Consider the following 23437-nt stretch of genomic DNA (forward strand, 5'->3'; position numbering starts at 1 on the left):
GCTAGTCTCCCAATGTAACGGTTATTTTTTTCAATTTTTTCAGGTCTGTATTGACCTTTTCCTTCTGCTTGACAACTTTTGAGCCTTTACCTTTAAAATTGACTTCCAGCCCTTGCCATTCAGCAAATTGCTCCACATTTTCCTTGGTCCAGCCATACATATCTGGCAAATCTTCAAAGTTATCACTTAAAATCAAAATCTGTTGATTGGCTTTCAGTTCTTGCCCTTCTTTTACAGAAATCTTCTTGATTTCACTACCTGTTCCTAAAATGACGGGCTGCACTAGATTGCGGCGAAGCTCGTCAGCCAAGCCTCCTGGGCTGATTTGATTTTTCAACTTCAGTTGCTTGGTCAAACCATCAATAGATGGCATTTTATAGGTTGTTTCTTTTTCAACCAATTCCAAAGCAGGACTATCACCAGTCAGATTCAAGCTGTCTTTAAGTGCCACAGCTTCTTCCAAGACTGGATTGACAACTTCCTGCCAGAAAAGTGGTGAAAATTTAACTTCAGGCTGCTGAACAGTAACATACATAATGAAATCAGGACTTTCAGCCGGCGTCATGGCTACTACGGAGTAAATGTTATTATTCTCCCCTTCCAAATAGCCCTTATCTGTCGCAATTTGGGCTGTTCCGGATTTTACGGCCACATCTTGCCCAGCAACTTGGATAACCGGCTCACCACCGATATTCAGGGTTCCATAGTAAGGAACGGTTCCGACCTGAATCATATAATTTCGAGTCGTTCGAGCTGCTTTTTCTGAAACTGGATGACCGACAATTTCTGGCTGAGATTTACGAGCGCTACCCGTTTTTGAGTCATAGATGGCAGAGATAAATTTCGGCTCTAACATGACACCATCATTTGACACAGCTGAAAAGGCACGTAGCATCTGTACTTGGGTTACCCCAATCCCTTGTCCGAAGGAACTCATGGCAATGGTTACAGCATTATCTGCCGGCAGGGCACCATATTCTTCATAGCCCATCCCAAAACGAGTCGGTAAGCCAAATTTGAACTTCGATAGATAATCGATCCACTTGGCATTGCCCATATCCTGCTCAATGCGTGTCATACCAACGTTACTTGAGAAAATAAAGCCTTGAGCATAGGTCAGGACTTGTCCTGTTGCTAACCCCATGTTCACATCCCAGTCGCGGATGGTAGCATCTGCAATCTTATATTCTGAGCTATCGAATGTTCCATTTGGGTTAAAGCTTCCATTATCAATCGCTGAAGCCAAGGTCATAACTTTCATCGTTGAACCAGGCTCATACTGCGTCTGGTAAAGGAAGCTATTCCAAGTTTTCAAATGATCTACATTCAGGCCCTCTTTGGTATCCGCATTATAAGTCGGACGCTGGGTTGTTGCTAAAATCTCGCCTGTCTTGGCACTGACCAAAGTCGCACTGACAAATTTTCCTTTAGCTGTTTCTTGGAAGGCATCCATCCGCGTTTCCAAGTATGTCTGTAGCTGGGCAGAGAGGGTTGTATACACATCTTTTCCGTCTTCTGTCTTAACAGAAACTTCCTCTGAACCTGGGATGATGTTCCCTTTGCTGTCTTTTTCATAGGTAACCAGGCCATTCTGACCACCTAAGATACGGTCTAGCGACTGCTCCATCCCGGATTTCCCTACAAGCGTCTTATTGCCGTCCTTATCCTCTTGCATCTGAGCCTGACCGATAAATTGCGAAGCAAAGATACCGTTACTATAGCTACGGTTAGGGCTGGTTGTAAAATCAATCCCCTCTATCTTTTCCTTCTCCATCGCCTGCCGGATAGAGCTCATAGTACTATAGGTGATCCCATTTCCTTGAGAACCAAAAGAAACCTGCTTTAAATCCTTTTGCGCAAGTTGCTGCTTAACATAGTCCTTATCTATTCCTAGATGTTGATTAAGAATCTCAGCAACCTTTTCATACTGGGACTCCTCTACATAAAGGACCTTGCCAGCGGCGGATTTGTAATTTTTATCAACAACAGCATAAATATTGTAGGTCGTTGCATCTTCAGCAATCGGGACACCGTTGCGGTCATAGATGGTTCCTCGCTTGGCAGCGACCACGACTGTCTTTTGGTGCACTTGCTTGGCACCTTTTGACAAATTAACACCGAATTTCTGATCTGTCCCGATAATGGTCGCAAAATTAATTAAGAAAATGAAAAAAAGAAAGACGGCTAAGGCACTCATGCTTTTTCCCACTCTTCTTCGATTGTATTCGGGTGTCTGTCTATTTTTTAAAGCATATCGCTGAATATTTTTTAAAAATCTATTACTCATTGGTTGTACTCACTGTCTTACGATTTCCCTTTTGGAGTTTCATATCCTGAGAGCTGGCCAACTGGGACAGCCTTTCATAACGTGTCAATTCATTCACTTCTTGCTTAATATTATCCAATTCAGCCTGCTCTGACTCAATCTGAGCATTAACTTCAGTCAAATCATGATTGACCTGCAACAGTTTGGTCTGCATAAACACAATACTAACTGCAAGGATAATCGCTGTTAAAATAATGGAGCCATAGAAGGCTTTTTCGACTCGAGAAAATTTCCGAATCCGTTTTTGAATAGGGTGTTGCTTTCTTTCTGCCATGAAACTTACTCATGCACCTTCCTAGCCACGCGCAACTTCGCAGAATGGGCGCGATTATTGGCTTCTAATTCTTCTTTGCTTGGTAAAATAGGTTTGCGAGAAACTAACTCTAGCTTAGGCTGCAAATCATCTGGAATGAAAGGCAGACCTTTGGGAACATCTACGGTTGAGGCCTCTTTAAACAGTTGCTTGGTCAGGCGATCTTCCAGCGAATGAAAAGTAATTACTGAAATACGACCACCTACAGCTAATAAGTCAATAGCCTGCTGAATGGATTCATCGGCCGCTCCCAACTCGTCATTGACTTCAATCCGAATGGCCTGAAAAATCTGCTTGGCTGGATGACCTTTTTTCTTCAGTTCCTTAGCAGGTTTGGCTGATTTGATAATCTCCGCCAGCTCCGTCGTCGTTTCGATGGGCTTGATTTCTCTCGCCTGCTCGATCTTACGGGCAATCTGCTTGGAAAACTTATCTTCGCCATATTTGAAAAAAATACGGACTAGGTCGTTATAAGGATAGTGATTCACAACTTGGTAAGCTGTCAAGCTAGCTTCTTGATTCATCCGCATATCCAACGGAGCGTCCTGTTTATAAGAAAAACCGCGTTCCCGCTCATCCAGCTGCGGACTAGATACGCCCAAGTCATAACAAATTCCATCAATCTTCTCGACCCCTACTTCATTCAAACGAGTCTTGAGATTACGGAAATTATCCTTTATAAAGGTCACCATGCCCCGCTCAATATAGGGAGCCAAACGTTTTTTGGCATTGTCAATCGCAGTCTGATCCTGGTCAAAAGCATACAAATGCCCCTTGTCTCCCAGCTTGCTCAAAAGATACTCGCTGTGACCAGCTCCGCCCAAGGTCGCATCAACATAGATGCCATCTGGCTGAACAGCAAGCTGGTCAATCGTTTCGTGAAGAAGTACAGTAATGTGATGAAATTCTTTTGTCATATCCTATCTATTATATCACATTCATGTATAAAAAAAAATCTAAAAGAATATATCAGCTTTTGATAGGCCACCTTATAGCCTTTGCAAGTCACTTTTAGAAATCTACCACTTAGCTTACCAGCTTCTACCAGTCAGCGAAAAGGCCTTGCGGGCATGCCACATTTTGCTATAATCATAACTACCAATGCATTGCGAGTTGGAATTCTTTCACATTCCGAAATTAATTCGTCCCAAAAGGAGATTTATTATGAAACTTGCTTTAAAAAATAGACTATTTGCCTTTATCAGTCTGTCCCGGATCTTTAATATCCTAGGCTCTTCTATCTATAATATCGTTTTTATCGTATTTGCTTCTAGCATGCCCCAACCTAAGTTTGCCGTCGGTATTGCTAATTTTATCGTTCTTGTTCCTACCTTTTTCACAGTCTTTGTCGGGATGAAAGCTGACAAAACCCGTCAAAAGGCTCGCTGGCTTATTCACCTAGGTTACCTGCAGGCATTCCTCTTCATTTTGGTCGCCCTCCTAACCAAGTCCGCCTCCTACCTAGCCTTTGCTACCGTCTGCTTTCTCAATATCTTTTCCGACATTATCAGCGACTATCGCAGCGGCTTACAGATGCCTATCTTACAGAAAAATATAAAAGAGAACGATTTGATGGAAGCTTACTCTTTCACTCAACTTCTCACTTTTTTAGGAAATTTTGCTGGGCAAGCCTTGGGCGTCTGGTTACTTAGTATCAGCCAGCAGAATTTCGCTATGGTCGCCCTCATCAACGCCCTCTGCTTCCTACTCTCCTCAAGCACTCTCTATCTGATTCGCCAAAAACTCACCCATGATGCTCCTGCTGTTGCAGAGCAAAAACTTCCTTTCAAAAAACAAATGAAAGACCTTTACCAGAATGTCCAAATGATTTTTGAACAAGAAAAAATCGGAAACTTCCTGCTAGTGCTGCTTCAAGTCCTCCTCTTAAACGCACTGGCCGGATCTATCATGGGACTCTACAATCTCTATTTATTGGATCACCCATTTTGGGGACTAAACCTAAGCCAGTCTCTGCTCATTATCGAGTCCTGCACAGTGATTGGGATTATCTCTGCCAGTGCCTTCTCAAATGATTATTTTTCCAAGCTCTCTCTGATGCGGCTCGTCGTTTGGTGCTCGCTAGCTCTCCTCCTCTTAGGCATCAGCAATTTACTCCAAGCTCCTGCTCTCTTAGGAATTTTCTTTCTTACCTTTCTCATGTATATCTCTGGAAAAATCAATCCTAAAATCAACAGCATGCTGCTGAGTAAACTTCCTCCAGAAGTATTAGCCCAAACCTCCAACTTTCTCACCATGCTCTTTACCTTTTCCATTCCACTGGGAAGCATGATTTTTACCAGCCTCGGCCTCTGGAATATGGGAAGCGCTTGGTTGGTCTTCTCTCTGCTTGGTGGTGTCTGCCTTCTACTCAGCCTCAAAAATAACTAGAGTTAAAAATCGTCGCAATTTCATACAAAAAATAAGGAAGCCTAGGCTTCCTTATTACATATTTTTCAATCTTTCTATCCGATCGGAAATTGGTGGGTGAGTATAAAAGAGCTTTTGTAAGCCCCCCTTTTTCTTCGGATCATTGATATAGAGCGCTGCACTAGCATCATCTACATGGTGCTCCATAGGCTGGCTATTGTCTAACTTCAACAGGGCATTGATCATGCCCTTAGGATTGCGGGTCAACTCAACACTTGAAGCGTCTGCCAAATACTCACGTTGACGGGAAATGGCCAACTGCACCAATGTTGCAGCAAGCGGCGCCAAGAGAAGAGCTAGCAGAGAGACAATCATCAAAACAATTCCTAAGCCATTGTCATTGTCCCGATCGTTTTTTCGACGGCCACCACCGCCATACCACATCATACGCCCAGCCATGCTAGATAGCATCGTGACAGCACTTGTAAGTGCCACTGCGATTGTCGAAATGCGAATATCATAATTGCGAATGTGACTGACTTCATGTCCCATTACACTTTCAAGCTCCTCTCGATTCATGAGAGCAAGCAATCCAGTTGTCGCAGCCACGGCCGCATTCTCAGGCTTTGAGCCAGTCGCAAAGGCATTGGGCGAGGCATCTTCTACGATGTAGACCCGAGGCATAGGAATCTGTGCCACCATGGCCATATCCTGCACAACGTGATAGAGTTCAGGCGCTTCCTGCTCCGACACTTCCCTCGCACCGTTCATCGACATGACAATCTCGGTGGACTGAAAAATCATACTGACAGCATAAATACCACCGATGATAAAGGCGATGGCCATCCCGCCAAAGGGAGAATCGAGCCAAAGATAGCCGACAGCTGCCCCAATCAAAGCTAAAAGAGCAAAGAAGGCGACGAGGAGAAGCCAAGTGCGCCTTTTATTGCTGGCAATCTGGTCAAACAACATAGTCGCCACCTACCCCAAATCGCTAAAATCCACTTTAGGAACAGCCTTTTCTTCCTCTGGTGTCTTCAAGAAGTCTGCTGCTTTAAAGCCAAACATACCTGCAATGACATTGCTTGGGAAAGTTTCCATTTTAACATTGTAGTTGCTGGTTACTGAATTGTAAAGCTGACGAGAATAAGCAATCTTATTTTCTGTATTTGTCAACTCTTCCTGAAGTTTCAAGTAGTTTGTATTTGCCTTAAGGTCTGGGTAATTTTCAGCAACCGCAAAGATACCAGAAATCGAACGAGTCAGGGCATCACTAGCCTCCATAGCTTGGGCAGGTGATGAGGCAGCAGCCACTTGGTTACGCAATCGAGTAACATTTTCCAAGGTTGATTTCTCATATTTTCCATAACCTTTGACCGTCTCCAAAAGGTTGGGAATCAGGTCATTTCGGCGCTTGAGCTGGACATCAATCTGACTCCAAGCTTCCTGAGTCTGCATACGGCTTTTAACAAGACCATTGTAAACAGAAATCACGAAAATAGCTACAACTGCCACAACTGCAATAATAATTAAAAACATGGACATAATAAAGATACTCCTTATGATTTGATTGCACCTATTATAACAAAAAAAGCTCAACCTGTCTTTCTTGACATGTCATCTAATAAAATAGCTTTAGTTTGAGTATATCCAAATACAAAAATAGTCAGAAATCTAGAAAAAGCTTCTTCACTTTTCTAGAAAATAAACTCTGGAAATCAGGACAAGTCAGTATCTAATCCTTGGAGACACAAGAAGCTGATAGGCAGCAGCACCTTGCCTCGTTTTATGATATAATAGAATGAATACTGACAAACAAGGATGAAACTATGACACCGCAAGAATTTTACCAGCTACTAAGCCAGCAGGGAATTGAGCTGACCGACCGCCAGAAAGAACAGTTTGAGCGTTATTTTGAGCTCTTGGTCGAATGGAATGAAAAAATCAATCTGACAGCTATCACTGAGAAAAACGAAGTCTATCTCAAACATTTCTATGATTCAATTGCGCCCGTTTTGCAAGGCCTGATTGACAATCAAGAGCTTAAGCTGCTGGACATCGGAGCTGGGGCCGGCTTTCCCAGCCTCCCTATGAAAATCATCTGTCCCCAGCTAGATGTGACTATCATTGACTCCCTCAACAAACGCATCAACTTCCTCAAACTGCTGGCAGAGGAGCTCGGGTTGGACAAGGTTCACTTCTACCACGGCCGCGCAGAAGACTTTGCTCAGGACAAAACTTTTCGGGCTCGATTTGATCTGGTCACTGCCCGTGCAGTCGCTCGGATGCAGGTCCTATCTGAATTGACCATTCCCTATCTGAAAGTTGGCGGCAAGCTCCTAGCGCTCAAGGCTTCCAACGCCCCCGAGGAGCTAGAGGAAGCCAAAAATGCCTTGAGTCTCCTCTTTAGCAAAGTCCAAGACAACCTCAGCTATGCTTTACCAAACGGTGATCCCCGCTTTATCACAGTGGTTGAAAAGAAGAAAGAAACGCCCAACAAATACCCCCGCAAGGCCGGTATGCCAAATAAAAGGCCATTGTAAGAAGAAAACATTCGTCAGTCTTGTCAATAACTTCCAAGACATCAATTTGGGCAATGCCATCTGTGATAATAGAGTATTTAGGATGTTATACACCAACTATTGTCGAAAAGCTTTCATGCTTTTCAAGCCTCTCACAATCACTTTGCTATAAATCAACTCTATCTTTTGGTATAATAAACTCAGGAAATTTCTATTAGAAAAGGACATTTTATGAAACTCATCTCTTGGAACATTGACTCTCTCAACGCTGCCTTGACCAGTGATTCTGCCCGCGCTCAACTCTCTCAGGCTGTCCTTCGGACCTTGCAAGCAGAAAATGCGGATATCATCGCTATTCAGGAAACAAAGCTTTCTGCTAAAGGCCCGACTAAAAAACATCTTGAAATTTTAGAAGAACTCTTCCCAGGCTATGAAAATACTTGGCGTTCGTCTCAAGAGCCAGCCCGCAAAGGCTATGCTGGAACCATGTTCCTCTACAAAAAAGAGCTAGCACCCATCGTAACCTTCCCAGAAATCGGCGCTCCTTCAACCATGGATGTCGAAGGCCGCATCATTACACTGGAATTTGACGACTTCTTCGTCACTCAGGTCTACACACCCAATGCTGGCGATGGTCTTAAACGCTTGGAAGAACGTCAGGTCTGGGATGTCAAATACGCTGAATACTTGGCATCACTAGATAAACAAAAACCAGTCCTTGCAACTGGAGACTACAATGTAGCCCACAAGGAAATCGACCTTGCAAATCCTGCCAGCAACCGCCGTTCACCAGGCTTTACCGATGAAGAACGTGCTGGTTTCACCAACCTGCTGGCTAAAGGCTTTACCGATACCTTCCGCCACTTGCACGGCGATATCCCTAACCAATACACTTGGTGGGCGCAGCGCAGCAAGACTTCTAAAATCAACAACACAGGATGGAGAATCGACTACTGGCTGACCAGCAATCGCGTGGCTGACAAGGTGATCAAGTCTGATATGATTGACTCTGGTGCACGGCAAGACCACACTCCGATTGTCATGGAAATTGAACTTTAAGGAGGAATCCGATGGACTATCAGGCTGTTATCCCCGAATTTATGGTATCTGACATCGAACAGTCGCGCCACTTCTACTGCGACTTACTGGGTTTCTCTATCGAATACGAGCGTCCAGAGGAGAAATTTCTCTTCCTCTCGCTTGAAGACTGCCAACTCATGTTAGAGGAAGGCAGCGCAGAAGAATTAGCCCAACTGACCTATCCTTTCGGGCGCGGTGCCAATATTTCTTTTGGTATTGAGGATGTCCCTCAGCTCCACCAAAAACTGCTGGAAGCTGACTATCCCATCCATCGTCCACTGACGAAAAGAGAATTTCGCGTGGGAGATAGCTTTATTTATCCTCATGAATTTGCGATTTTGGATCCAGATGGATATTTTCTACGATTTAGTGAATAGTTAGAGCCACGTCTTCCAAGATAAGTTCCTTATTGTTAGACATTCCTATTTCCTATTGAAAACGAAATGAATAGACTATACTAAACTACACAGAAGTTATAAAGCATTTTACACTAAAGAAAAACGAGATATAGAATCCATGCTAAAAAATCCTTTACCACTTTGCAGATGATTTCAATCAACCGATCACTGTCCTTCACAATACTGGTAAAAAGTTCATTGAGATTATCATCGAATAAAATCTTACTCCTTTAACATTTATCAAATGAGATATAGAAAAAAACTGTCAATCATCTTCCATATCAACAACGCGAGCTCGTCACTTTCATAAAATAAAGAATTTAAAATGCAAGTCAATAACCTAAAATAAGCAGCAGTGATGATAGTGCAAAAGGACAATTAATCACTACCAACAAAAAAGGATAGTAATCTTACCATTTGTCGTCTACTGGAAATTTCTCGTTCTACCTATTACTACAAGGTGGTTAAAGCAGTCTCAGAAGTACTGCTCAATTTGGTGCTAAAAAAATCAAATAAGCCATTCAAAATATCTTCTAAACCTTAACTAAGGTTCATTTGGTTCAATCCGATAGATATTATGAGTTTGATGATATTTTAATCAAAGAGTTTACCCAAACTCTTAATATTAAATGTTCATTGGGTCAGGTTGGTTTTGTTTATAACAATGCTATGGCTAAAACTACTTATCGCATCTTTAAGTTTGAGTTTACCAGGAACCAATCATTAGAGACTAGAGACTATATCTACTGACACATTACCACCTTATCATAGTAGCCTCACTTATCAAACACCTGTAACTACGAGACAATGCTTAAACCAATACACCTTATAATTTTATACTGAGAATTGTTGTCTTTTTACACTCTATTAAACTCAATGGATTTGTCTTAGTCACTTCATTAGGTTAGTAGGGAATGCTCACTTAGAATTATTTGTTCCCCTTTATCTTACAAAAAAGAGGCCATGGCCTCTTTTTTATGGCTCTATAATTTCTGTAGTGGGTAGACCACTGCAGGAATTATGGAGCTTCTTTTGTTGTAGAAAAAAAGTCCCATAAGACCTATAATAAAAAGAGACCAAACCATCATTAGAAAGAATCTTATGAAACAACTAATTTTATCACAAACTTACTCGGAATTAAAGAGCCTAACATCACTATTTTAGATTATATAGATTCTGGTACACATAAGGAAATCATCGCTAGCTAGATTATCTTGCGCCTAAATGCCCCCACTGCCAAGGACAAATGGCTAAATATGACTTGCAAAAAGAATCGAAAATACCTTACCTAGAATGTGCGGGATACAAGGCATTGATTCGATTGAAAAAACGGCGTTTCCGCTGTAAAGTCTGCAGGAAAGTGGCTGTCGCTGAGACTTCCTTAGTCAAGAAGAACCACCAAATCGCTACTATCGTCAAGCAGAAAATCTCTCAAAAATTAATCGAGAAAGTCCCCATGACGGCCATCACTGAAAACCTAGCTGTCTCCACGTCCACAGTTATTCGCAAACTGAAAGAGTTTGAGTTTAAGACGAATTTCAACTACCTTACAGAACACATGAGCTGGGATAAATACAACTTCAAGAAAGGAAAGATGAGCTTTTTTGCTCAAGATTTCAATTCAAGAAGGATTATAGTTATCTTAGATGGGCGGACACAAGTGACTATTCGCAATCACTTTCTGCGCTATTCCAGACAAGTCCGATACCAAGTCAAAGTCACTACCATGGACATGTTTAGCCCCTACTACGATATTGCCAGAAAACTATTTCCAAACGCTAAAATCGTTCTGGATCATTTTCACATTGTACAACACCTAAGTCAAACTATGAACCGCCTCCTTCGCATCCAAATCATGAATCAATTGGATCGAAAATCGCACGAATATAAGGCACTGAAACGCTACTGGAAACTCATCCAACAAGATAGTCGCAAACTAAGTCATAAACGCTTTTATCGTCCGACTTTTCGTACGCATTGACCAACAAAGAGATTCTGGAAAAGCTGCTCTCTTACTATCAAGAACTCAGAGAACATTATGAAATCAACCAACTCTTGCTTTTTCATTTTCAAGAGAAACAATCTGAATATTTCTTTGGACTCATTGAAAATACAATTTCTTGTGTAAATCCTATCTTTCAAACTGTTTTTAAGACCTTTTTGAAAGAGAAAGATAAAATTATCAACGCACTGGAACTACCCTACTCAAATGCAAAACTGGAGGCTACCAACAACCTCATCAAAGTCATCAAGCGCAACGCTTTTGGCTTTCGGAACTTTGACAATTTTAAAACTAGAATCCTCCTCGCTTTGAACATCAAAAAGGAGAGAACCAATTTAGTTCTCTCCAGATTGTAACTTTTCAGCAACCCACTACAGTTGACAAAAAGCCTTTTTATTTGTGGGTAAGATTCATGAACGAACTTACATACCTTTTATCTTTCTAAGATTTTGTTGCCGTCCATTTTCCTTGGATATCGACATAATACTTACCAATCCATTTGTTAATAGCCATTTTTCCATTCGCTCCCAGGTAATAATTTCCTACCCATTCGTTACGGGCGTACCTACCGTCGGCTTTTAGATAGAAATAACTCTTATATTTCTTATCGTATATCCACTCTTTCTTAGCCATGTAGCCACCAGATTTGAGATAGTACTCTCCCTGCCATTCGTTACGGGCGTACTTACCGTCGGCTTTTAGATAGAAATGACTCTTATATTTCTTATCGTATATCCACTCTTTCTTAGCCATGTAGCCACCAGATTTGAGATAGTACTCTCCCTGCCATTCGTTACGGGCGTACCTACCGTCGGCTTTTAGATAGAAATAACTCTTATATTTCTTATCGTATATCCACTCTTTCTTAGCCATGTAGCCACCAGATTTGAGATAGTACTCTCCCTGCCAAGCATTTTCAACATAATTTCCACTCGAATCCAAATAAAACCAACTATTATATTTTTTATCAAAAATCCATTTAGATTTCACAACATTTCCGTTGGCATCATAATAGTTCTTTCTTACCCATTGTGACTTATAAAGAGGTGTAGGTGTTCGTCTGATGTCAATACCTTTCTCAACAACTCTGAAAGAGGCATCTGTAACATCAGAAACCGAATTAATATCACCATAGGAGTAGATCATACTTGCTGTATAGTCCCCAGCAGAAAGCTCCCATGTTGGAATGTAATAAAGTTTATTTCCATTGCCATCCACTGTAGAGTGCTCATAAATTTTTTTAAAAGATGTCCGAGTATTTGTTAGAATAATTTTACGATAACTATAAGGTACATTCTCTTTGACTGTATATGTCAAAAGTGTTCCTCGCTGGACTTGACTGTAGTTCGCAAAAAGCCCTCCATTTTTTCCATTAACGACTCTAGGCTGGACAGACTTATATACGGCAGCATGATTAGCCATCACCATCGTTTGAGCATCATATAAATATAGCTTCTCTCTTCTATCATAAAAGCTTTTAATTTTAGTATCGTAAATTATAAAGTCTGGAACATAAACTCCTTCAGAAGTTATTTTGTGATAATATACACCATTTCCATTATTATCTAAAGTTACAAGTTTGGCAGGAACATCCAGTTTTTTACCAGTTCTGAGATCAATAAGATCTATGGATTGTGGTCTAATTTCTTCTTGAGCAACCTTTAAGGTGTATTTGACTGTATCTCCTACTTTAACTTGATGTTTATCAACTACTATTCCAAATGTCTGACCCACTTTGATACTTGGGACTTGGTCTACAGCCCTAACAGCTCCCTTATTTAAAACACTTACTCTTTGATCAAGCATGTCTCTTCTACCAAAGGAGATTCTTTCATTTTCCATATTTATAAGTTTTAATATATTAGGACGCCAATCTCCAGCCTTCAAGTTTTCAAAAGTTATTTCAAAAGTGCGGTTATTGATTTTTTTACCTTTAAATCTTGCCTCCCTATTCCCACTGTGTGCATCAAATATTTCCAGACTATCCAAATCAGCAAAATCACCCTTTGTTTTAATCGTATAAACTAATGTTCCGAAGTGATTTGCTCCAGTTATAGATTGGAGGTGTTTTTGAGCACGAGCAGTCCTCGTAACCTTTGCAATCGGTTTTGTTGTAGTAGGCTCAGAAGAAGGCATAATCTGCTTATCAGGGGTAACTTTAGATTGTTCACGTCTAACGCTCAGACCCTTTTCAATAACTCTAAATGTTGCTTCGCTCAAATCTATATCTTCTTGTCTTAAAGAATAATCAATCATATCAACCGTATATATTCCCGCAGGGAGATTCGCGGTCGAAAAATAAAATAAAAAGTTCCCCTTAGAATCAACATTGCTAACAAAAGTTCTCTGAGTGACTGTAGAAGCTACATTTCTTATTGTTAAATGGACAGGAGATGGTCTATTCGCTACTTTAACTGTATAAGTTAAAAGTTCTCCTCTATGAACTTCGCGATAATTCGCATAAGCCTTACTCTTTTTATTATTTAGTCTAAGTTCAACTACCGGTTCTGCTGGGGCACCTTCTATAGATAGAGAAGCCTTATCATACAAATGACTAATCTGAGTTCCTTCAAACACAAAGTAAGAATCATCACTAAACCTGACTTTTGTCAACCTATATGTACCATACTCGTAATCCTTTCTATCAACCTGCCTATAGAGAACAGTGTTGCCATTATCGTCCAGTATCGTAGAAAGAGGGTAGTCCACTATCGTAGAAAGAGGGTATGAAGATTCTCTTATTGAGTGTTTCGCACCCGTTCGATCATTTATAAAGTCCATACTTATATCTCTTACGAAGGGCCTATCTGCAAATTTAATTGTATATTTAACGGTATCTAAATAATTTGCTGCTCTTTTATCAATGGCAACAGCCACTTTCCGTCCAGATTCCATAACTAAATTTGGATCCACCACTCTTGTCGCATTTGGAGTGACTACATTAGCTCTATAGGCTAACAAATCCCTCCGATTAAAAGTTTCCTTTTCATCGTCCTTATTATTGAAAACTGCAGATAATGGTCGCCATTCACCTTTAGTCGGACTAATAATACGTGCCTCAAATATACGATTATTAATCTTTACGATAGATTCTGCCCTTTTCCTTTCTCCGTTAGATGCATTGTAGGCAGAAAAAGATGCTATATTCTTGAAATCTTCTTTCATTGTGACCGTGTATTTTACAGTATTATACTCATATTTCCCAGTGATTGATTGAATATACTGTTTAGCTTTTTCCGAATATAAATTTCCTGTTGATGACGGTCCAGCAGCACGAAGACTTCTGAAATTAACTCCTTTTCCTTCTTCCGCAGATGCTCTTACTTCTTTTGAACTAGCCTTCACTGAGTCTGACGGAGCAATTGGAGAAAACTCAGAGTTTACTCCCCGTCCATCGTCGGTAGAAGTACTTACTTCTTTTGAATTATCTTTTACTAAATCTGTAGTAGAAGTCGCACTATCAAGCACAGAAGTAGTTTTTGTATCTGTGGTAACATTTTCTAAAGAAGGAGCATCAGTTTTGTTCTGACCCTTTGTATCTACAGTCATGTTATCTTTAGTGACTTCTCTATTTTCAACAGATGAAGTAGCACTATTGTTAGAAACTAATGCTGGCGAATCATCAGCTGCAACCTCTTTTGTTAGCAAAGCACCACTAAGAAGCAAACCAACTAATCCGAGACCAGATAGAGTAAGTTTCTTTCTATTCATTAATATACCTCCTATATTTTTCGAAGCAAACACTTCTCTTCAATTGTAAATTAAATCGAGTAAAAAATCAATATTCTTTCAGCATTATAATATAATTATAGCTGTCACACTCATATTATTTCTTGATATACATATTCGATTTATTCACAAAGTCATTTGCAATGGAAACCTCCCAAAATTCTGCTCCGTCAGTGCAGGATTGCCCAGCTGATAGACCTGATCAGCCTGCTGGGTCAGCCTATCCCATGGCTCCTTGCCAATACGGCTGACCAATTCAACTTTTCCTTTAAGCTTGGACAAATGCTGCCGCCCCTGCTCGGAAAAGCCTAAAATATGAACACCTGACGGAAGTTCTTCTTGTCTAGCTCCGACCAGGATATAGGTCAACAGACGACGAATCCGGGCCTTGGTATAGCGCTTAGTCGCCACCTTCTCGACCAGCTCTTCTATGGTCTCACTGCTCTTCAAAGCCTCTCTTATCCTAACAGCCAACTCCTGATTGACCTGATAAAAGCTTGTCAAATCCGAACAAGTCACTATCTGGTAACGGAGATAAGGAAAGAAATCCGACCAAGTCACCTTGGATGCCATCTCAATCAGCTCATGAGCTGGAGTGAATTTTTTGAGAAAGTCCGGCTGATCCAGATTCTGGCGAAGAGCCGTTGCGGAGGCAAATTCCTCATCAGCTGACAAGGAATGATAGCCTGCCCCTTGGCGTTGAATCGGACACAGTTTTATCCCCTTTCCCACCACAGCCTTGGCATAGGCCAAGCCCAAGATATGATTGGGAGTAGAGCCTGAAAAATTGAGCCCTGCAAACTCCTGCCACATGGCCTGAGTCTTTTGAGGATAGGATAGGGAGTCAGGCAAGTCAGCCAGATAAGCCTCCATCTGCTCAGCCTTTTGACCATAGACCCTTGAAATACTCTCGTAGTCCAGCACTTCCTCTGTCCCAAAAGTCAGCTGATCAATGTCTAGCTTCTCTAAGATGTCTACTGCTCCCTTAGCGAAAAAGTCCGCCGCCTGAACGCTGACCAAGAAAGGCAGCTCAAGGACCAGATCCGCTCCAGCTTCTAAAGCCATCTGGGCCCGAGTCCACTTGTCAACGATAGCCGGCTCCCCCCGCTGCATGAAATTCCCAGACATGGCAACGATTTTCAGTCCCTCTGCTTGATCCAGCAGGTATTTGTGCCCATTATGAAAAGGATTGAACTCCGCGATAATACCGGTGATTGTCATCTCATTTCTCCGCCACAAAAAACCAGCGAGCGCTCTTGTCGGTCGGCTCCTTGTCCTCAAAGTCCGCGTAAACCTTGATATTCTTAAAGCCAGCCTGCTCCAGCAAGATATCGTAAGTCAGAATCTCATAGGTCCGCTCCTCATGCACCTCATCGTGGCGCGTGAAGCGCCCATCCTCGTCTTGGACAAAGAAGGTCAGCTCATGCACGATGGAATGAGGCGGTTCGTCCGCATAAGAATCCCAGACCATGGCAAAGGTTTCAGCATTTTCATGATAGGAATAACCTGGAAAAACCTCGTCAATATGGTAAATCGAGTGCACATCAAAGATAAAGCGGCCGCCCTCATTTAGATGCTGATAGACTTCGGAGAAGACCTGACCGACATCGACTTCATCCTCCATGTAGCAAATCGAATCCGAATAGCAAGTCACTAGGTCAAACTGATCGATGCCACTCAAATCCAGCATATTGCCCTGGATAAAGGGAATGTCCAAACCGGCCTCTCTGCTACGCTTCTCTGCCAAATCTAGCATTTCCTGACTCAGGTCCAGCCCTGTCACATCAAAACCAGCCTGCTTAAAATAAATAGACTGAATGCCCGTTCCACAGGCCAGCTCCAGCAGCTTTTTCTTATCCTTGGGAAAATGGCGCAGGCTGAAATCCGTCCACTTCTCATACAAAGAATCATCCATAATCGCATCATAAACCGATGCGAAGGTTTCATAAGTTGCCATACTTTTCCTTTCAAAAATAGCCCAGCCAGCAGGCTGACTGAGCCGAATTCTGCTTTCTGCCTAAGGGCAAAAAATCACTTATTTTTTTCTTCCAATAAGGCCGCAACATCCACACCAGTTGCTTCGTGCCAGAGCTTTTCTAGATTGTAATGCGCCCGCATTTCCTCAGAAAAGACATGGACAACGATGCCGCCCAAGTCTAAGAGCACCCAGCCACCTGCTGCGTCGCCCTCAACATGACCAGCAGAAACTCCAGCCGCTGCAGCTTTCTCACGGATATTTTCAGCTACTGCATCCAGCTGACGGCTGTTCATCGAGCTGACGATGACAAAGTAATCTGTCACAGTGGTCAGGCCTTGCAAGTCCAAAGCCACAATATCTTCTGCACGCTTTTCATCAGCCGCCTTCACGACCAGTTCCAATAATTCTTGTTCTTTCATAGTTCCTCTTTAATTTTCTTCTATTTCCTTCAAATATCCTACAAAGGCATTATAAGTCTCCAAGGTCTGCGGATAGATAGGCATCCCCTTATGGGATAGATGCTCCACTGTCCTTGCTGTTTCGTAGGCCACAGCCTGATTGAGCGACCGCTGGGCCAGCTCTCTGGCCTTGTCCACTCCCGGAAAATCTCGGTTGTGCTCGATATAGTCAGCGACATAGACCACCTTGTCCAGCTCAGACATGGTGCTACTCCCCACTGTATGAATCTCGATGGCTCGCAGTATCTCAGCATCTTTGATGCCTAAGTCTTCCTGAATCTTGTAAATGCCCACCATGCCATGCCAGACATTATTGCCCCAATTTTTCAGGTCAGGATCCAGCTGATATTTGTCAATCAAGGCTAGAAATTTCTCATCCGAGACCTTTTTAGCATAGTCGTGTAGAAGCCCTGCCAGACCCGCTTTTTCGACATCAAGACCGAAGCGCTCCGCTAATCCACGGGCAGCCTTTTCCACACCTAGACAATGCCGCAGGCGCTTCTCGGGCATGGCTGTTTCCATCTTAGCCAGCAAGGCCTCACGGCCCATGCGGATATAGCTTTCATAAGTCATAGGTAAAGCCCTTCTTTCTCAATATAGTCTAAAACTGGCTGAGGCAGCAGGAAATTAGGAGTCCGTCCCTGAGCCAAAAAATCCCGCACCATGCTGGAGGAAATATCCATAAGAGGGACATCCACCCAGATGACAGGGTAAGAGGTCCCTGCCTTGTATCGCGGCCGCTGAACACCGACAAACTGCACCAGCTCAACCAGCTCATCAATCCGGTACCACTTGGGCAGGTAGTCCACCATATCCGCACCGATGATAAAGTAATAGTCCGTATCTGGATGTTGCTCTGTCAGGAGCTTCATGGTGTCGTAGGTATAGGAAATTCCCTTGCGCTCCAGCTCAATGGTTTCAATCCCTAGGCCTTCAATGCCCTCGATAGCCAATTCCAGCATTTTCAGCCGATGCTGCTCATCGATGGTCTCTTTCTTATCCACATGGGGCGGCTCATACTCTGGCATGAGCAGGACCTGATCCAAGCCCAACTGTTGGCGGACCTGATCCGCCACGACCAAATGAGCATGGTGGACAGGGTTGAAATTCCCACCTAGTATGCCAATCTGCTTGCGTTTTTTATCTTTAACTTCTGGTTCTAATTCCACCTTGGTAAAGGGGGTCAGTAATTCAATAGCCATAGGCTGACATCTCCACAGAAATTTTTCCTTAAATTTGCTTGACTTTGACAGAGAGTTTGCGATTTTCTTTCTTGCTGGACTGCTTGTAGAGAATCAAGATCCGACCGATCTTCTGCACCGTATCCACTCCGATTTCCTCTTCCAAAATCTCAGCGACCTCATGGATATTTTCGTCCGTATTTTGCAAGAGCGTAACCTTAATCAGTTCTCGTGCGTCCAGTGCCTGACGGACGCTGGTTTTGATTTGGTCGTTGAGTCCATTTTTCCCAATCTGAATGATGGGTTTGAGACTATGTGCCTGACTGTTGAGAAAGGCGCGTTGTTTTGATGTTAGTGTCATGTTCTTCTATAAGGCTTGAGCCAGTTGGGACCTGCTTGTCTCCCCACTGCTCATGACCTTTTCCTTCCTTATTCTAAGGGGATTTATTCCCCTTGGTTTCTTGAGTATTATATAATAGCTTTCCGAGTGACAACCGCCACACCCTCTGGCGCCCAACCAGCTACTCGGGCAGGTCCACTGACGCGAATCCAGCCCAGACCAGAGAAGACAATATCTGTCTTGTCCTTGATGGTAAATTCATGCTTGACCAAGGCCGGAAATTCTTCCTTTTCCTTGCCAACTGGCGGAACCAAGAGACTGCCGACATGCTTGTCATAAAAATCGCTAGCACCTTCCAACTTAGTCCGGTGGAGCTTGAGCTCATTGTCAAAATAAGCCGTGAAGCCCTGCTTGTCACCTGCCACAAAGTCAAAGCGACCTAAACCACCCAAAAAGAGGGTTTGCTCAGGATTGAGCTGGTAGGTTTTAGGCTTGATTTCCTTTTTGGGGCTGATGTATTTGAGATTTTTAGCAGAAAGATAGTGAGCCATCTGGTGACGATGGATGATACCCGGTGTATCATAGATATGACTGCCATCCGCCAAAGGAATCTCGATTTTATCCAGAGTTGTTCCCGGGAAGCGAGAAGTCGTAATGACATCCTTATCGCCCGTGATTTCCTGAATAATGGCGTTAATCAAAGTAGACTTGCCGACATTGGTCACGCCGACCACATACACATCACGTCCCTTGCGGCAGTGCTCAATCTTGTCAATCAAGTCCTTAATCGCCTGCTTGTTTTGAGCAGAAGTCAGAATGACATCAACTGGACGCAGGCCTTCTTCGTGAGCCCGCTCCGTCAGCCATTGGGTCACCTTACCATCCTTGACTGACTTAGGCAGAATGTCCTTTTTATTCCCGACCAAGAGAACATCATTTCCTGCGACAAAGCGCGGCAAGCCAGGGATGACAGATCCATTAAAGTCAAAAATATCGACAACATTGACGACCAAGGCATCACTATCTCCAACCTCATGCAGAAGCCGCAGAAAGTCATCATCCGTCAGCTGGACGTCGCTGATTTCATTATAATGGCGCAAGCGAAAACAGCGCTGGCAATAGAGTTCGCCTGTCTCCAAGCCTTTTTCTAGAGCTGACTGAGGCGTGTAGCCTAGCTGGCTCTTGTCTTCTGTCTGAATAGTGGCTCCGCAGCCGATACAGAGAAGTTCTTCCATGCTTAAATTCCTTTTTTGTATTGAATTGGGCCGTATTTTTCAGTGATTTTCTTGAGCACACGGCGTTCACGCGCCCGATTGATCTGGGTCTTGATAGAATCGTGCTCGACCAGCGGTTTGACCAAAATCGAACGAATCCCGGCCCGATGCGCTGCCCGGATATCCGTCATGAGCTGGTCGCCCACCATGACCACTTCATTTTTTTCAAAATGAAAAAGCTTGAGCGCTCGGTCAATTCCCCAAGTGAAAGGTTTCATGGCCCAGTAGACATAGTCAATGTCGAACTTTTCAACAGCTCGCTTGACCCGTTTTTGGTTATTATTGGACACCACGATAATCCGAATGCCCGCATCCCGCAAATCATGGAGCCACTTCTTCATCTCTGGGGTTCCGTCAGGATTATTCCAAGCAATCAAGGTGTTATCCAAATCCACCAAAACCGCTTTGATACCCTGTCTTTTCAAACTCTCTACTGTCAAATCGTAAACCGCCTCAACCGCAAAGTCGGGCATGTAATCTTCAATCGCCACATCTCTCTCCAAAAATCGTATTCTCACTATTATAGCATAAAATAGGCTTTTTGGCACCTATAACCCCATTTCTTCCAAGAGCCATCGGGAGATTTTCCCTTTTCTATTTTCCAAACAAATGAAAACAGCTTCCCAAGCGGGAAGCTTCATTTAAAATGGAACAAAAATCATGCCATAAGATCACTATCTATTTTTTTCGCTCTCTAACTTTTTTTCATATAATTTTTGAAGATCGAGAATAATGCCGATAGCACCCTCTGCTTCATCTTTTTTTATGTGAAGAACTTTAGAAAATTTCTTAAAATCCTTCTCCTCAACACCTGGGGCGATACGAATATCGACAGATTGCCATTCACCATCTTTCTCTTTGTAGCCTACTAAAGTAACTAAAAATGATTTCCCTCGTCTATAGTCACCTGTTAACAAATATGCTGTATCACTAAAAAGACCATCGTGATATTTAGGATTAGATAGTGCAAACAGTATAACATCTTCTTTCTTAAGTTCTCCATCAACACTAGATAAGGGTTGCTCATCTACATACTCAATCTGGAAACGACTTTCTACTGGAACTATCGAATCGTAAAGAATGAATTTGTTATAAACTGAATCTGGATTCATAATTTTATCATTGCTATTCACATATTCCGCAGCTATAGCAAAAAGAAACAAAACGAAATAGCTAGATATGGATAGAAAAATCCATTTTTCCCCAAAAAAATGCACCCAAAAATTAAAATTAATACGAACAACATGATAGTAGTTGGATAGAAAAATGTTCTTATGAGATTCTCATATGCAATCTCCCACATTTTTTGATGATATAAGTTTAAATATTCTTCCACTATAACTCTCCTAACTTATAGAATTTTGAGTTTGAGCACAAGCACTCTCTCTAATTTTTGAATGCTTATAGATTATTGCTCACCAGTCATATCATTATATCATCTTTCCTACTTTTTAGCACCTATAGCTTCAAAGCTTACAAAAATGGCAAAAGATGCTATAGTAGATATAAGAATAATTCTCTTGGAGGTGCCTATGGCAAGCAAGGATAGAGAAATGAAAGCTGTTTCTCCCTTTTTGCAAAAAATCATCAACTGGTCGTCCTTCATCGGAGCTATGGGGACAGTGGCCTTTTGTATCTGGGCTTACTATGCAGGAATCCTCCAGTCCAAGGAAACCTTGTCTGCCTTTATCAAACAAGCAGGCGTCTGGGGGCCACCTCTGTTTATCTTCCTGCAAATCTTGCAGACGGTCGTGCCCATTATCCCTGGTGCCTTGACCTCTGTTGCAGGCATCTTTATCTACGGGCATATCGTCGGCACCATCTACAACTATGTCGGCATCGTCATCGGCTGCGCCATCATCTTCTATCTGGCTCGCACCTACGGACCAGCCTTTGTCCAGTCCGTCGTCAGCAAGCGGACCTATGACAAGTATGTGGGCTGGCTGGATGAGGGCAATCGCTTTGAGCGTTTCTTTATCTTTATGATGATTTGGCCTATCAGCCCTGCTGATTTCCTCTGTATGCTAGCCGCCTTGACCAAGATGACCTTCAAAAAATATATGCTGATTATCGTTCTCTGCAAACCCATCACCCTCATCATCTACACTTACGGACTGACCTATATTATTGATTTCTTCTGGAAGTGGCTCGCAAAATAAGGGCCACGGGCATTAAAAATCGCTCAAGCTAGTAAGCTTGGGCGATTTGTTTATTCTGAAGATGCTGATGTTGTGGGATGATCGGCAGATGATGCTGACGGTGTCGGAGCTGGCGTAGATGCAGGCGCAGAACTTGCTGGCGGTTCACTGCTAGCACTAGGCTCAGGAGTATAGGAACTATAGTTGCTATAACTACTATAACTACTATAACTGCTATAGCTACTACCATAAGTGCTCTCACTAGGTTGGCTATAAATAGCTCGATCATTCTGGACTGAGCTTGAACTCTCTGAACTAGAAGCACGTAGGCTCCGGCCTCCCATCAAGTCTTCATACAGTACGGCATTGGTTTTCAGAGTCTTAACAGAAGACAATCCCAACGTTTTCCGAATCAAATTTTGCATTTCCAGCAAATGCTCAGACGTAACCAACTGATAGCTACCGCCATCAGCCAAGGTAGCATCTTCCCCACGCAACTGTTCAGACTGAATGCTTCTAAAGGCGTCTTTGTAGCCCAATAACTGAGGGATACTTCCCGCATCCAGCGCTACATTGGTCTGCATATTCTTGCTGACTGCTCGCAAAATAGCTTGATAATGGCTAATACTGTTAAGACTGAGCACCTTCTCAACGACCTTTCGGATCACCTCACGCTGACGTTTCTGACGACCGTAATCCCCCTCTGGATCCTGGTAACGCATGCGGGCATAAACTAGAGCTTGGTCTCCGTTGATCAAATGCTTACCTGGCTCGACAGTTGCAGTATATTCCGGTTCATTTTCTTCGATGGAAATAGGGAAATCAAAAGTATTGTTGACTTCAATACCGCCAACTGCATCAACTAGCTGAACCAGTCCTTGCATATTGATCATCACATAACGGTCAATATGGATATTCATCAATTTCTCAATGGTCGCAATAGCCAATTCTGCACCGCCATAAGCATAGGCTGCATTTAGCTTGGCTTCTGTCGTTTCGCCATTTTCATCGATTTGAGTCAGAATATCCCGCTCCAAACTCATCATGACCGTCTTTTTAGTCTGAGGATTGACAGATAAAAGGAGCATGGAGTCGCTATTTCCCTTCCAGGTATCAGACCGCGAGCCGCTTCCTGTATCTACCCCCATCAGTAAAATCGTCAAGGGCTTGGTTTCCGCAATAACGTTCGTCTCATTCCCAAAACCCTTGTAAGTATGGGACAAAGCGTCCGTTGACTGATTGTAAATAGTCCAAGCATAGCCTCCTACCCCAATAGCTGTTACAAGCAACAGGCTCAAAAACATTCGTACAATTTTTTTTAACATATTTCA

Annotated in this window: 21 protein-coding genes and 1 pseudogene; 6 read left to right on the forward strand and 16 right to left on the reverse strand. The window is 42.7% G+C overall.

Annotation, left to right across the window (positions count from 1 at the left end):
* Position 1: 1 nt before the first annotated feature.
* Genes pbp2x through rsmH form a run of 3 tightly spaced genes read right to left on the reverse strand, consistent with a single transcriptional unit; the run spans position 2 to position 3556 of the window.
* Complete coding sequence (gene pbp2x / locus D8797_RS07125; protein WP_125379830.1) at positions 2 to 2287, reverse strand: penicillin-binding protein PBP2X; 2286 nt, start codon at positions 2285 to 2287, stop codon at positions 2 to 4.
* On the reverse strand, positions 2280 to 2600 hold the full coding sequence (gene ftsL, locus D8797_RS07130) for a cell division protein FtsL (RefSeq protein WP_005591835.1): 321 nt from the start codon (positions 2598 to 2600) through the stop codon (positions 2280 to 2282). The genes pbp2x and ftsL overlap by 8 nt, the downstream gene beginning before the upstream one ends.
* Before the next feature lie 5 nt (positions 2601 to 2605).
* Positions 2606 to 3556 (reverse strand): 16S rRNA (cytosine(1402)-N(4))-methyltransferase RsmH, encoded by a 951-nt coding sequence (gene rsmH / locus D8797_RS07135; protein ID WP_125379832.1) that lies wholly within the window; start codon positions 3554 to 3556, stop codon positions 2606 to 2608.
* 247 nt (positions 3557 to 3803) lie between these two features.
* On the opposite strand from rsmH, the gene D8797_RS07140 reads away from it, so the two are divergent.
* The gene (locus tag D8797_RS07140) at positions 3804 to 5027 is read left to right on the forward strand and encodes an MFS transporter (RefSeq protein ID WP_125379834.1); all 1224 of its coding nucleotides are present in this window, start codon (positions 3804 to 3806) and stop codon (positions 5025 to 5027) included.
* A gap of 54 nt (positions 5028 to 5081) precedes the next feature.
* On the opposite strand, the gene htpX is transcribed toward D8797_RS07140, so the two are convergent.
* On the reverse strand, positions 5082 to 5978 hold the full coding sequence (htpX, locus tag D8797_RS07145) for a zinc metalloprotease HtpX (protein WP_125379836.1): 897 nt from the start codon (positions 5976 to 5978) through the stop codon (positions 5082 to 5084).
* A 9-nt stretch (positions 5979 to 5987) separates the two neighbouring features.
* A complete protein-coding gene (locus tag D8797_RS07150) occupies positions 5988 to 6545 on the reverse strand; it encodes a LemA family protein (RefSeq protein WP_045500951.1) in 558 nt (185 codons plus the stop codon).
* A 290-nt stretch (positions 6546 to 6835) separates the two neighbouring features.
* Here D8797_RS07150 and rsmG point away from each other — a divergent pair, with 290 nt between their 5' ends.
* The 4 genes and pseudogenes from rsmG (at position 6836) to D8797_RS07170 (ending at position 11364) form a co-directional block, all read left to right on the forward strand.
* Entirely contained in the window at positions 6836 to 7549 is a 714-nt protein-coding gene (rsmG, locus tag D8797_RS07155; protein ID WP_125379838.1) for a 16S rRNA (guanine(527)-N(7))-methyltransferase RsmG, read from the forward strand.
* Positions 7550 to 7759: 210 nt separating this feature from the next.
* Complete coding sequence (locus tag D8797_RS07160; RefSeq protein WP_125379840.1) at positions 7760 to 8587, forward strand: exodeoxyribonuclease III; 828 nt, start codon at positions 7760 to 7762, stop codon at positions 8585 to 8587.
* Positions 8588 to 8598: 11 nt separating this feature from the next.
* Positions 8599 to 8985 carry a bleomycin resistance protein gene (locus D8797_RS07165; protein WP_125379842.1) on the forward strand — a complete coding sequence of 129 codons (387 nt, stop codon included), beginning with the start codon at positions 8599 to 8601 and terminating at the stop codon, positions 8983 to 8985.
* 1139 nt (positions 8986 to 10124) lie between these two features.
* Positions 10125 to 11364: pseudogene (locus D8797_RS07170) on the forward strand (ISL3 family transposase).
* Positions 11365 to 11449: 85 nt separating this feature from the next.
* Here D8797_RS07170 and D8797_RS10425 read toward each other — a convergent pair.
* From D8797_RS10425 to D8797_RS07220, 10 genes are all read right to left on the reverse strand, one after another.
* The gene (locus D8797_RS10425) at positions 11450 to 14719 is read right to left on the reverse strand and encodes an N-acetylmuramoyl-L-alanine amidase family protein (protein ID WP_125379844.1); all 3270 of its coding nucleotides are present in this window, start codon (positions 14717 to 14719) and stop codon (positions 11450 to 11452) included.
* Positions 14720 to 14863: 144 nt separating this feature from the next.
* Positions 14864 to 15958, reverse strand: coding sequence for a nucleotidyltransferase (locus D8797_RS07180; RefSeq protein ID WP_125379846.1), 1095 nt, complete (start codon positions 15956 to 15958; stop codon positions 14864 to 14866).
* Between the two features lies 1 nt (position 15959).
* The gene (locus D8797_RS07185) at positions 15960 to 16694 is read right to left on the reverse strand and encodes a class I SAM-dependent DNA methyltransferase (protein ID WP_125379848.1); all 735 of its coding nucleotides are present in this window, start codon (positions 16692 to 16694) and stop codon (positions 15960 to 15962) included.
* 74 nt (positions 16695 to 16768) lie between these two features.
* Complete coding sequence (gene rsfS, locus D8797_RS07190; RefSeq protein ID WP_002915774.1) at positions 16769 to 17134, reverse strand: ribosome silencing factor; 366 nt, start codon at positions 17132 to 17134, stop codon at positions 16769 to 16771.
* A 9-nt stretch (positions 17135 to 17143) separates the two neighbouring features.
* Positions 17144 to 17746: a bis(5'-nucleosyl)-tetraphosphatase (symmetrical) YqeK gene (yqeK, locus tag D8797_RS07195; RefSeq protein WP_125379850.1), complete on the reverse strand. Its 603-nt coding sequence runs from the start codon at positions 17744 to 17746 to the stop codon at positions 17144 to 17146.
* On the reverse strand, positions 17743 to 18375 hold the full coding sequence (locus D8797_RS07200) for a nicotinate-nucleotide adenylyltransferase (RefSeq protein ID WP_125379852.1): 633 nt from the start codon (positions 18373 to 18375) through the stop codon (positions 17743 to 17745). Before D8797_RS07200 ends, yqeK begins: the two co-directional genes overlap by 4 nt.
* 28 nt (positions 18376 to 18403) lie before the next feature.
* Positions 18404 to 18715 carry a ribosome assembly RNA-binding protein YhbY gene (yhbY, locus tag D8797_RS07205; RefSeq protein ID WP_002896287.1) on the reverse strand — a complete coding sequence of 104 codons (312 nt, stop codon included), beginning with the start codon at positions 18713 to 18715 and terminating at the stop codon, positions 18404 to 18406.
* 107 nt (positions 18716 to 18822) lie between these two features.
* Complete coding sequence (yqeH, locus tag D8797_RS07210) at positions 18823 to 19929, reverse strand: ribosome biogenesis GTPase YqeH (RefSeq protein ID WP_125379855.1); 1107 nt, start codon at positions 19927 to 19929, stop codon at positions 18823 to 18825.
* 2 nt (positions 19930 to 19931) lie between these two features.
* Positions 19932 to 20459 carry a YqeG family HAD IIIA-type phosphatase gene (locus tag D8797_RS07215; protein ID WP_185780854.1) on the reverse strand — a complete coding sequence of 176 codons (528 nt, stop codon included), beginning with the start codon at positions 20457 to 20459 and terminating at the stop codon, positions 19932 to 19934.
* A 183-nt stretch (positions 20460 to 20642) separates the two neighbouring features.
* A complete protein-coding gene (locus D8797_RS07220; RefSeq protein ID WP_260471218.1) occupies positions 20643 to 21080 on the reverse strand; it encodes a hypothetical protein in 438 nt (145 codons plus the stop codon).
* 420 nt (positions 21081 to 21500) lie between these two features.
* On the opposite strand from D8797_RS07220, the gene D8797_RS07225 reads away from it, so the two are divergent.
* Complete coding sequence (locus D8797_RS07225; protein ID WP_125379859.1) at positions 21501 to 22127, forward strand: TVP38/TMEM64 family protein; 627 nt, start codon at positions 21501 to 21503, stop codon at positions 22125 to 22127.
* Positions 22128 to 22177: 50 nt separating this feature from the next.
* Here the strand turns inward: D8797_RS07225 and lytR are convergent, their stop codons facing one another.
* Complete coding sequence (gene lytR, locus D8797_RS07230; protein WP_125379862.1) at positions 22178 to 23431, reverse strand: glycopolymer--peptidoglycan transferase LytR; 1254 nt, start codon at positions 23429 to 23431, stop codon at positions 22178 to 22180.
* Between the last annotated feature and the right edge of the window lie 6 nt (positions 23432 to 23437).

It is taken from the genome of Streptococcus cristatus (assembly GCF_003944225.1).
GTDB lineage: Bacteria > Bacillota > Bacilli > Lactobacillales > Streptococcaceae > Streptococcus > Streptococcus cristatus_K.